We start from the raw sequence: 10,955 nt of genomic DNA, 5'->3' as shown, positions 1-10,955 counted from the left end.
GGCGTCGTTTCAGTCAACATCTTCATTGCCTGACCCACCGCTTTCGCGAGCAAGCTCGCTCCCACAGGGGAATGCGTTGGCGACAGCGGCCGCTTGCGGTTAACAAAAGATAACGTGGCGCCGATTGTCAGACATTTACAAAGCCCGATAGGATGAGCCAGCTTCCGAAGTGGCTCTGGATTGCGGGTTTCAGGACTATGCTTCTGACCAGCCATCACAGCAGCACACTTGCGGCGCCCTTGAAGGCCCGATGGCCCAACAATAATAAATAGGGGAAGGTCTATGAGTCGTTGCCGCCCGCCGGCGTTACGCAACACCGCGTTGCTGGCCACAGCACTCTCGCTGCTGGGCTTTGCCACATTGTCGGCACCCGTGTTTGCCGCCGAGGCCCCGGCTGACGTGGTCTATTCCACCGAGTCGGCCAAGGCTGCGAAAAGCCTGATGCTCGATGTCGTCCACGCCGGCGCGCGCCTGGTCGCGGTCGGGGATCGCGGACACATTCTCTATTCCGATGACCAGGGCAGGACCTGGACCCAGGCCAAGGTGCCGACCCGGCAACTGCTCACCGCCGTGTATTTCGTCGACGACAAAAACGGTTGGGCGGTCGGCCATGACGCGCAGATTCTCGCCAGCGTAGACGGCGGTCTGACCTGGACCAAACAATTCGAAGACCTTGCACGCGAATCGCCGCTGCTCGACGTCTGGTTCAAGGACGCCAGCAGCGGCTTTGCCGTGGGCGCCTACGGCACGCTGCTGGAAACCACTGACGGCGGCAAGCACTGGGAAGACGTCAGCGATCGTCTCGACAACGAAGACCAGTTCCACCTCAATGCCATCGCCGCCGTGAAAGACGCCGGGCTGTTCATCGTCGGCGAGTCCGGCAGCATGTTCCGCTCTGCCGATGACGGCCAGAACTGGGAAAAACTCGAAGGCCCGTACGAAGGTTCGCTGTTTGGCGTGATCGGCACGGCGCAGGCGCAGACCCTGTTGGCTTACGGCTTGCGCGGCAACCTCTACCGCTCCACCGATTTTGGCAGCACATGGGAGCAGGTCGAACTGAAAGCCGCACGGGGTGCGCTGGAATTCGGCCTCTCCGGCGGCACGCTGCTTGAAGATGGCTCGATCATTATTGTCGGTAACGGCGGCTCAGTGATCAGCAGCAGCGACAACGGCGAGACCTTCAGCGTGTTCAACCGCCCGGACCGCATTTCGCTGTCGTCGGTCACTGCTGCCGGCGACGGCAATCTGATTCTGAGCGGGCAGGGCGGTGTACACCTCACCCAGCCAAACGGTGCCGAGACTAATAACAAGAAGGCAGGGCTATGACTTCCTTGATCACTCCTCAGCAGGAAAAGGCGACGGTGCTCGAGCGCCTGATCTTCAACAACCGCCCGGCCGTGATTCTGATCTGTCTGGTGGTGAGCATTTTTCTGTTCTGGCAGGCCACGCTGATCCGGCCGTCCACCAGTTTCGAAAAAATGATCCCGCTGCAGCATCCGTTCATCGAAAAGATGATGGAGCATCGCAACGACCTGGCGAACCTGGGCAACACCGTGCGTATTTCGGTGGAAGCCACTGACGGCGACATCTTCTCCAAGGAATACATGGAGACCCTGCGCCAGATCAACGACGAAGTGTTCTACATTTCCGGCGTCGACCGTTCCGGCCTGAAATCGCTGTGGAGCCCGAGCGTACGCTGGACCGAAGTGACCGAAGAGGGTTTCGCCGGCGGTGAAGTGATTCCGCAGAGCTACAACGGCTCCCAGGACAGCCTCGACCTGCTGCGCAACAACGTGCTCAAGTCCGGTCAGGTCGGACGTCTGGTCGCCAACGATTTCAAGTCGAGCATTGTCGACATTCCGCTGCTTGAGGCCTACCCGGACCCGCAGGATCAGGGCAAGTTGCTGGCGCTGGACTACCGCAAGTTCTCCCATGAACTGGAAGACAAGATCCGCAACAAGTTCGAAGCGCAGAACCCCAACATCAAGATTCACATCGTCGGCTTCGCCAAGAAGGTCGGTGACCTGATCGACGGTCTGGTGATGGTGGTGCTGTTCTTCGGTGTTGCCTTCGTCATCACCCTGATCCTGCTGCTGTGGTTCACCAACTGCGTGCGCAGCACCATCGCGGTGTTGAGCACGACCCTGGTGGCGGTGGTCTGGCAACTGGGGCTGATGCACTTTTTCGGCTTCGGACTCGATCCGTATTCGATGCTGGTGCCGTTCCTGATTTTCGCCATCGGCATTTCCCACGGCGTGCAGAAAATCAACGGTATCGCTCTGCAATCCAGCGAAGCCGAGAATGCCCTGACCGCCGCGCGCCGAACCTTCCGTCAGTTGTTCCTGCCGGGAATGATCGCGATTCTGGCGGACGCGGTGGGCTTCATCACCCTGCTGATCATCGACATTGGTGTGATTCGCGAGCTGGCGATCGGCGCGTCCATCGGCGTGGCGGTGATCGTGTTCACCAACCTGATTCTGCTGCCGGTTGCCATTTCCTACGTCGGCATCAGCAAGCGCGCAATTGCCAAGAGCAAGAAGGACGCGAACCGCGAGCATCCGTTCTGGCGCCTGCTGTCGAACTTCGCCAGCCCGAAAGTCGCGCCGATTTCGGTAGCGCTGGCGCTGATCGCCTTCGGTGGCGGCCTCTGGTACAGCCAGAACCTGAAGATCGGCGACCTCGACCAGGGCGCGCCGGAATTGCGCCCGGACTCGCGCTACAACAAGGACAACAACTTCATCATCAGCAACTACTCGACCAGCTCCGACGTGCTGGTGGTGATGGTCAAGACCAAGGCTGAAGGCTGCTCGCGCTACGAAGCCATGGCGCCGATCGATCAGTTGATGTGGAAGATGCAGAACACCGAGGGCGTGCAGTCGGCAATCTCGCTGGTGACCGTGTCCAAACAGATGATCAAGGGCATGAACGAGGGCAACCTGAAATGGGAAACCCTGTCGCGCAACCCGGACGTGCTGAACAACTCGATCGCCCGCGCCGATGGTCTGTACAACAACAGTTGCTCGCTGGCGCCGGTTCTCGTGTTCCTCAACGACCACAAGGCCGAAACCCTCGACCGTGCCGTGCACGCCGTGCAGGAATTCGCGAAGGAGAACAACAAGGACGGCCTGGAATTCATCCTCGCCGCCGGTAACGCCGGGATCGAAGCGGCCACCAACGAAGTCATCAAACAGGCTGAGCTGACCATCCTGATTCTGGTGTACATCTGCGTGGCGGTGATGTGCATGATCACCTTCCGCTCTTGGGCGGCAACCCTGTGCATCGTCCTGCCGCTGGTGCTGACATCGGTACTCGGCAACGCGCTGATGGCGTTCATGGGTATCGGCGTGAAAGTCGCCACGCTGCCGGTGGTGGCGCTGGGGGTGGGGATTGGCGTCGACTACGGCATCTACATCTACAGCCGCCTGGAAAGTTTCCTGCGTGCCGGGCTGCCGTTGCAGGAAGCCTATTACCAGACGCTGAAATCCACCGGTAAAGCGGTGCTGTTCACCGGCCTGTGCCTGGCGATTGGCGTGTGCACCTGGATCTTCTCGGCCATCAAGTTCCAGGCCGACATGGGCCTGATGCTGACCTTCATGCTGCTGTGGAACATGTTCGGTGCGCTGTGGCTGCTGCCGGCCCTGGCGAAGTTCCTGATCAAGCCTGAAAAACTGGCAGGACAGAAGGGTAATTCGTTGTTTGCACATTGATCTGAAAGGCTGAAACGACAAAGCCGCATCCTAATGGGTTGCGGCTTTTTTATATCTTGGAATCACACAGATCAAATGTAGGAGTGAGCCTGCTCGCGATAGCGCTGTGTCAGTCGGTAAGTGGATCCCTGACATACCGCTATCGCGAGCAGGCTCACTCCTACAGGGGATTTTCGGTGTGTCAGGAGAGTTCGGTGCCAAGCACTACGCTGAGGGCACTGCGCGCATCATCCAACTGCACCAAGGTCGCATGCCGGGCGCTGAGCGCATCACGGTTCTCGATCGCCGTGAGAATCGCCTTGTGCCTTGGCAACGCCAGCTCATGCAGGTTCGGCCGCTGATTGGAGTGCTTCAACGCCTCGGCAATCGCTACCGACAGCATATTGCACAGGTTCGCCAACAAATCATTGTGCGTGGCGTCGGCAATCCGGCTGTGGAAATCCAGGTCCGGCTGCAACAAGGCCTCCGGTGTCGGTGCGGTTTCCATGCGTTGGTAGGCTTCGTTGATCGCGGCGATGTCGGCATCGGTCGCATGCTGAGCGGCGAGGGCGGCTGCCGCAGGTTCGATGATGCTGCGCACGCTGGTCAGCACATTGAAGAATTCATTCTGCGGGCTACTTTGCATCAGCCAGTGCAGCACGTCCGGGTCGAGCATGTGCCATTCGCGGCGCGCCTTGACCACCGTGCCGACGCGGGGCTTTGAATAAACCAGACCCTTGGCCACCAGCACCCGCGTGGCTTCACGCAACACCGGCCGACTGACCGCGTATTCCTCGCAGAGCAGGGCTTCGGCGGGCAGTTTGTCGTCGGGCAAAAAGCGTCCGGAGACGATCTGCATGCCCAGTTCCTGGACGATGCGCGAGTGCATGCTTTTACGGTCGGAAGGTTTGCGGTAATCCATGGGGAGCGACGCGATCCTGAGCGATGGAGATGCCGCGCATCATAGCAGGCACGGCGGGCAATCATCAGACATGAAATCTGTGCAGGCCCTGTGGCGAGGGAGCTTGCTCCCGCTGGGCTGCGGAGCAGCCCCAAATTTTGCAGATGCGGTATGCCTACAAAGCCGCGAATGCCGATTTGCGACTGCTTCGCAGTCGAGCGGGAGCAAGCTCCCTCGCCACAGCTGACCGATTCAGGCCTGAAAGAGGGGGGTGTTAGTGGGAGTGACGCGGGACCTCGGCCCCTCGGCAACCCACCAGGAAGTCAAAGTCACAACCCTGATCCGCCTGCAGTACGTGGTCGATGTACAGCTGACGATAACCGCCCACCAACAACTGCTGCGGTGGCTGCAAATCGGCCATGCGCGCGGCCAGTTCAGCGTCGGGAATGTCCAGATGCAAACGGCCGCTGGCGCAGTCCAGTTCGATCCAGTCGCCTTCCTGCACCGCCGCCAAAGGCCCGCCCGCTGCGGCTTCCGGAGCGACGTGCAAAACCACCGTGCCGTACGCCGTGCCGCTCATGCGTGCGTCGGAGATACGCACCATGTCAGTCACCCCCTGCGCCAACAACTTGGCCGGCAAGCCCATGTTGCCGACCTCGGCCATGCCCGGATAACCCTTCGGCCCGCAGTTTTTCATGACCAGGATCGAATCTTTGTCGACATCCAGCTCCGGATCATTGATCCGCGCCTTGTACATGTCGAAGTTTTCGAACACCACCGCGCGGCCGCGATGCTGCATCAGTTCAGCGGTAGCGGCGGACGGTTTGAGTACCGCACCCAGCGGCGCCAGGTTGCCGCGCAATACGCAAATCCCGCCGTCAGCGCGGATCGGATTGTCGAGGGTGCGGATCACTTCGTCTTCGCCGTAGATCGGCGCGTCTTTGGTGTTCTCGCCGATGGATTTGCCGTTGACGGTCAGCGCATTCGGGTTGGGAATCAGATTGGCCTCACCGAGGCGACGCAGTACCGCTGGCAAGCCACCGGCGTAGTAAAACTCTTCCATCAGGAAACGCCCGGACGGTTGCAGGTCGACAATGGTCGGCATGCCACGACCGATGCGGGTCCAGTCGTCCAGATCCAGTTCAACGCCAATGCGCCCGGCGATGGCTTTCAAGTGAATGACGGCGTTGGTCGAACCACCGATGGCAGCGTTGACGCGAATGGCGTTTTCGAAGGCTTCCTTGGTCAAAATCTTCGACAGTTTCAGGTCTTCACGAACCATCTCCACCGCCCGCATGCCGGACATGTGCGCCAGCACATAACGCCGTGCATCCACCGCCGGAATCGCCGCGTTGTGCGGCAGCGAAGTGCCGAGCGCTTCAGCCATGCAGGCCATGGTCGACGCGGTGCCCATGGTGTTGCAGGTGCCCGCCGAACGCGACATGCCGCCCTCAGCCGCGAGGAAATCGTCGATGGTGATGGTACCGGCCTTGACCTGTTCGCTGAGCTGCCAGACCACGGTGCCGGAACCAATGTCCTTGCCCTTGTGCTTGCCGTTGAGCATCGGTCCGCCGGTGACGACGATCGCCGGCACGTCGCAACTGGCCGCGCCCATCAGCAGGGCCGGGGTGGTTTTGTCGCAACCGGTCAGCAGCACCACACCGTCAATCGGGTTGCCGCGAATCGCTTCTTCAACGTCCATGCTCGCCAGGTTGCGGGTGAGCATGGCGGTCGGGCGCAGGTTCGATTCGCCATTGGAGAACACCGGGAATTCCACTGGAAACCCACCGGCCTCGATCACCCCGCGTTTGACGTGCTCCGCGATCTGGCGGAAGTGCGCGTTGCACGGGGTCAATTCCGACCAGGTGTTGCAGATGCCGATGATCGGCTTGCCGTGGAACTGATGGTCGGCGATGCCCTGATTCTTCATCCAGCTGCGGTACATGAAGCCGTTCTTGTCGGCCGTGCCAAACCATTGGGCGGAGCGCAGGGTGGGTTTCTTATCAGACATGATCGTTTCTCTTATTGTATGACTATAGTGTTCCAGCGATGGCTTAACATAAGCTCAAAATCCGCAGTTTGGAAGTGTTGTTGAGTAAATAGTATTACTATATAGTCGTTTTCGACGGAGGGATGGCCCTGACGGTTTTCCGTGAGAGGCGTCCCCCGAGGTTCTATAAAAACAACAATCGGAGACCGATCTCATGAGCCAGGAATTGCGGCTTGTCCGGCGCATCACGCTGAAACTGATTCCCTTCCTGATCCTGCTGTACCTGATCGCCTATGTGGATCGCTCCGCCGTTGGCTTCGCCAAGCTGCACATGGGCGCCGACATCGGCATCGGCGATGCGGCCTACGGCCTGGGCGCCGGGCTGTTCTTTATTGGTTACTTCCTCTTCGAAATCCCCAGCAACCTGATGCTCGAACGCTTCGGCGCGCGGCGCTGGTTCGCACGGATCATGATTACCTGGGGCGCGATCACCATTGGCATGGCCTTCGTGCAAGGGCCGCACAGTTTCTACGTGATGCGCTTTCTGCTCGGCGCGGCGGAGGCGGGCTTCTTCCCTGGCGTTCTGTACTACATCACCCAATGGTTCCCGGTGCGCCATCGCGGCAAGATCCTCGGGCTGTTCATCCTCTCGCAACCGATCGCCATGATGATCACCGGCCCCGTGTCCGGTGGCCTGCTCGGCATGGACGGCATCCTCGGCCTGCACGGCTGGCAGTGGCTGTTCATCGTTATCGGCACCCCGGCGATCCTGCTGACCTGGCCGGTGCTGCGCTGGCTGCCGGACGGCCCGCAGCAAGTGAAGTGGATGGATCAGTCTGAAAAAGACTGGCTGACCGGCGAGCTGAAAAAGGACTTGCAGGAGTACGGCCAGACCCGCCACGGCAATCCGCTGCATGCGCTGAAAGACAAACGCGTGCTGCTGCTGGCGCTGTTCTATCTACCGGTAACGCTGAGCATTTATGGCCTGGGCCTGTGGCTGCCGACGCTGATCAAACAATTCGGCGGCAGCGACCTGGTGACCGGGTTCGTCTCATCGGTGCCGTACATCTTCGGGATCATCGGCCTGCTGATCATTCCGCGCAGCTCCGACCGCTTGAATGATCGCTATGGGCATCTCGCCGTGCTCTATGTACTCGGTGCGATCGGCCTGTTCCTCAGCGCCTGGCTGTCGTTGCCGGTGGCGCAACTGGCGGCGCTGTGTCTGGTGGCGTTTGCCTTGTTCTCCTGCACCGCCGTGTTCTGGACTTTGCCGGGGCGGTTCTTTGCTGGCGCCAGTGCGGCGGCGGGGATCGCATTGATCAACTCGGTCGGCAACCTTGGCGGTTACATCGGACCTTTCGTGATTGGTGCATTGAAGGAATACACCGGCAATCTGGCTTCGGGGTTGTACTTCCTTTCTGGGGTGATGGTGTTCGGGCTGATTCTGACCGGCATTGTTTATCGTGTGCTGGAACGCAAGCACGTTCTACCCGTCGACCAATTCGCCGCCAGCGCGCGGGGCGCAACCCGCACCTGACACCTATGGATCAATTACCACTCCTGTGGGAGCTGGCTTGCCAGCGATGACGGCAGCACATCCAACATTGATGTGTCAGACAGGTTGCTATCGCTGGCAAGCCAGCTCCCACAGGGTTTTGCGGTGTTTCGGAATTTGGATAAAGGAGAGGACATATGCATCTGGTGCAATTCGAATTAAACAGCGGCGAACGCCGCGTCGGCGTGGTCGACAACGGTCAGGTCCGCGAAGTGCAAGACGCCCGCAGTGTGCGCGATCTGGCGCTGGCCGCGATCGAAGCAGGCAGCACCCTTGAGCAGCAGGTGCAGACCCTTGGCCTCGGCGCCAGTCACGACTACGCGCAGTTGCTCAACGACCTGCGCATCCTGCCGCCGCTGGACCACCCGGACCCGGCGCATATGCTGGTCAGCGGTACCGGCCTGACTCACCTGGGCAGCGCCTCGGCCCGCGACAAAATGCACCAGCAGGCCGGCGACGAAGCGGCGATGACCGACACCATGCGCATTTTCAAGTGGGGCGTGGAGGGCGGCAAACCGGCGGCGGGGCAGGCCGGTGTGCAACCGGAATGGTTCTACAAGGGCGACGGCAGCATCGTTGTGCGTCCGGGCCAGCCGTTCCCGCTGCCGCCGTTTGCCGAAGACGCCGGCGAAGAGCCAGAAATGGCCGGCCTGTACATCATCGGTAACGACGGCAAACCGTATCGCCTCGGTTTCGCGGTGGGCAACGAGTTTTCCGACCACGTCATGGAGCGCAAGAATTACCTCTACTTGGCGCACTCGAAATTGCGCAGTTGCAGTTATGGTCCGGAACTTCGCACCGGTGAATTGCCTCAACACCTTGCCGGCACCAGTCGAATCCTGCGTGATGGCGAAGTGCTGTGGCAGAACGAGTTCCTCAGCGGCGAGGCCAACATGTGCCACAGCCTGGCGAACCTCGAATACCACCACTTCAAATACAGTCAATTCCTGCGTCCGGGCGACGTGCACATTCATTTCTTCGGCACCGCGACCCTGTCGTTTGCCGACGGCATCCGCACCCAGCCGGGCGATACCTTCGAGATCAGCCAGGCCGACTTTGGCGCACCGCTGGTCAACGGCATCGCACCGGCCAAAGCGGCTTTCGAACCGGACAGCATCGGCACCCTTTAAGGAGATCCCATGACTCAGATTCTCGGTCACAACTACATCGGCGGGCAGCGCAGCGCCGCCGGCACCGTCAAATTGCAATCGGTTGACGCCAGCACCGGCGAAGCCTTGCCGCACGACTTCATTCAGGCCACGGCGGAGGAAGTCGACGCCGCCGCCAAAGCTGCCGCAGCGGCTTACCCGACGTATCGCAGCCTCAGCGCCGAACGCCGCGCGCAGTTCCTCGACGCAGTCGCGGATGAACTGGATGCCCTTGGCGATGATTTTGTCGCCCTGGTCTGCCGCGAAACTGCGCTGCCAGCCGGTCGCATTCAGGGCGAGCGCGGCCGCACCAGTGGCCAGATGCGTCTGTTCGCCAAAGTCCTGCGTCGCGGTGATTTCTACGGTGCGCGCATTGACTTGGCACTGCCGGATCGCCAGCCACTGCCACGTCCGGACCTGCGTCAATACCGCATCGGCCTCGGCCCGGTCGCAGTGTTCGGCGCGAGCAACTTCCCACTGGCGTTCTCCACCGCTGGCGGCGACACCGCAGCGGCGCTGGCCGCCGGTTGCCCGGTGGTGTTCAAGGCCCACAGCGGCCACATGGCCACCGCTGAGCGGGTTGCTGACGCGGTGATTCGCGCAGCGGAAAAAACCGGCATGCCGGCCGGCGTGTTCAACATGATCTACGGTGGCGGCGTCGGCGAATGGCTGGTCAAGCATCCGGCGATCCAGGCGGTCGGCTTCACCGGTTCGCTGAAGGGCGGTCGCGCTTTGTGCGACATGGCTGCGGCGCGCCCGCAACCGATCCCGGTGTTTGCCGAAATGTCGAGCATCAACCCGGTCATCGTCCTGCCGCAGGCGCTCGCAAAGCGTTCGGAAACAGTGGCTCGCGATCTCACCGCTTCAGTGGTCCAGGGCTGTGGTCAGTTCTGCACCAATCCGGGTCTGGTCATCGGTATTCGCTCGCCACAATTCAGCGCGTTCATCCAGCAACTGGCCGGCCTGATCGGCGATCAACCGGCGCAAACCATGCTTAACGCTGGCACCCTCGGCAGCTACGGCAAGGGTCTGGAAAAACTCTTGGCGCACACCGGCATCGAACATCTGGCCGGTAATCCGCAGCAGGGCAATCAGGCGCAGCCGCAATTGTTCAAGGCTGACGTCAGCCTGTTGATCGACGGTGAAGAAGTGCTACAGGAAGAGGTGTTCGGGCCGACCACGGTGATCGTTGAAGTCGCCGATCAGGCACAGCTCAGCGCGGCGCTGCACGGACTGCATGGTCAACTGACCGCGACGATCATCGGCGAGCCGGCGGACTTCGAGCAATTCGCCGAACTGACGCCGCTGCTGGAACAAAAGGTCGGGCGCATCCTGCTCAACGGCTATCCCACCGGCGTCGAAGTCTGCGATTCGATGGTCCACGGCGGGCCTTACCCGGCGACTTCCGACGCGCGCGGCACTTCCGTGGGCACGCTGGCGATCGACCGCTTCCTGCGTCCGGTGTGCTTCCAGAACTACCCGGACAGCCTGCTGCCGGAGCCGCTGAAAAACGCCAACCCGCTGCGCATTCAGCGTCTGGTCGATGGCAAGCCATCGCGTGAAGCGCTCTAAAGCCAACGACAACCCCTGTAGGAGTGAGCCTGCTCGCGATAGCGGTCTTACATTCAGCATCTCTGCTGGATGACTCACCGCTATCGCGAGCAGGCTCACTCCT

Annotated in this window: 7 protein-coding genes; 5 read left to right on the top strand and 2 right to left on the bottom strand. The window is 60.9% G+C overall.

Translation table 11 applies throughout. The features are described 5' to 3' along the window. The first annotated feature begins 282 nt into the window (after positions 1 to 282). The gene (locus tag HU743_RS24715; RefSeq protein WP_186651809.1) at positions 283 to 1,326 is read left to right on the top strand and encodes a YCF48-related protein; all 1,044 of its coding nucleotides are present in this window, start codon (positions 283 to 285) and stop codon (positions 1,324 to 1,326) included. Then, positions 1,323 to 3,707, top strand: coding sequence for an RND family transporter (locus tag HU743_RS24710; RefSeq protein ID WP_186651807.1), 2,385 nt, complete (start codon positions 1,323 to 1,325; stop codon positions 3,705 to 3,707). The genes HU743_RS24715 and HU743_RS24710 overlap by 4 nt, the downstream gene beginning before the upstream one ends. A gap of 181 nt (positions 3,708 to 3,888) precedes the next feature. On the opposite strand, the gene HU743_RS24705 is transcribed toward HU743_RS24710, so the two are convergent. Continuing rightward, positions 3,889 to 4,608 carry a FadR/GntR family transcriptional regulator gene (locus HU743_RS24705; protein ID WP_186651805.1) on the bottom strand — a complete coding sequence of 240 codons (720 nt, stop codon included), beginning with the start codon at positions 4,606 to 4,608 and terminating at the stop codon, positions 3,889 to 3,891. A 253-nt stretch (positions 4,609 to 4,861) separates the two neighbouring features. Beyond that, a complete protein-coding gene (locus HU743_RS24700) occupies positions 4,862 to 6,598 on the bottom strand; it encodes an IlvD/Edd family dehydratase (RefSeq protein WP_186551665.1) in 1,737 nt (578 codons plus the stop codon). 193 nt (positions 6,599 to 6,791) lie between these two features. Here HU743_RS24700 and HU743_RS24695 point away from each other — a divergent pair, with 193 nt between their 5' ends. The 3 genes from HU743_RS24695 to HU743_RS24685 all read left to right on the top strand — a co-directional run bounded on the left by HU743_RS24695 (position 6,792) and on the right by HU743_RS24685 (position 10,852). Beyond that, positions 6,792 to 8,114 (top strand): MFS transporter, encoded by a 1,323-nt coding sequence (locus HU743_RS24695; protein WP_186651803.1) that lies wholly within the window; start codon positions 6,792 to 6,794, stop codon positions 8,112 to 8,114. A 155-nt stretch (positions 8,115 to 8,269) separates the two neighbouring features. Then, positions 8,270 to 9,262: an AraD1 family protein gene (gene araD1 / locus HU743_RS24690; RefSeq protein WP_186651801.1), complete on the top strand. Its 993-nt coding sequence runs from the start codon at positions 8,270 to 8,272 to the stop codon at positions 9,260 to 9,262. Between the two features lie 9 nt (positions 9,263 to 9,271). Beyond that, entirely contained in the window at positions 9,272 to 10,852 is a 1,581-nt protein-coding gene (locus HU743_RS24685) for an aldehyde dehydrogenase (NADP(+)) (protein ID WP_186651799.1), read from the top strand. Positions 10,853 to 10,955 lie beyond the last annotated feature (103 nt).

This window comes from Pseudomonas sp. SWRI99 (assembly GCF_014270125.1).
GTDB classification, from domain to species: Bacteria; Pseudomonadota; Gammaproteobacteria; order Pseudomonadales; family Pseudomonadaceae; genus Aquipseudomonas; species Aquipseudomonas hamedanensis.
This window is presented reverse-complemented; position numbering and strand designations above follow the sequence as displayed.

What these genes read in the sequence shown, in the direction of transcription:
- HU743_RS24685 (WP_186651799.1), top strand. Translation starts at nt 9,272, where the DNA reads ATGACTCAGATTCTCGGTCACAACTACATCGGCGGGCAGCGCAGCGCC.
- HU743_RS24705 (WP_186651805.1), bottom strand. Translation starts at nt 4,608, where the DNA reads ATGGATTACCGCAAACCTTCCGACCGTAAAAGCATGCACTCGCGCATC.
- HU743_RS24715 (WP_186651809.1), top strand. Translation starts at nt 283, where the DNA reads ATGAGTCGTTGCCGCCCGCCGGCGTTACGCAACACCGCGTTGCTGGCC.
- HU743_RS24710 (WP_186651807.1), top strand. Translation starts at nt 1,323, where the DNA reads ATGACTTCCTTGATCACTCCTCAGCAGGAAAAGGCGACGGTGCTCGAG.
- HU743_RS24700 (WP_186551665.1), bottom strand. Translation starts at nt 6,598, where the DNA reads ATGTCTGATAAGAAACCCACCCTGCGCTCCGCCCAATGGTTTGGCACG.
- HU743_RS24695 (WP_186651803.1), top strand. Translation starts at nt 6,792, where the DNA reads ATGAGCCAGGAATTGCGGCTTGTCCGGCGCATCACGCTGAAACTGATT.
- araD1 (WP_186651801.1), top strand. Translation starts at nt 8,270, where the DNA reads ATGCATCTGGTGCAATTCGAATTAAACAGCGGCGAACGCCGCGTCGGC.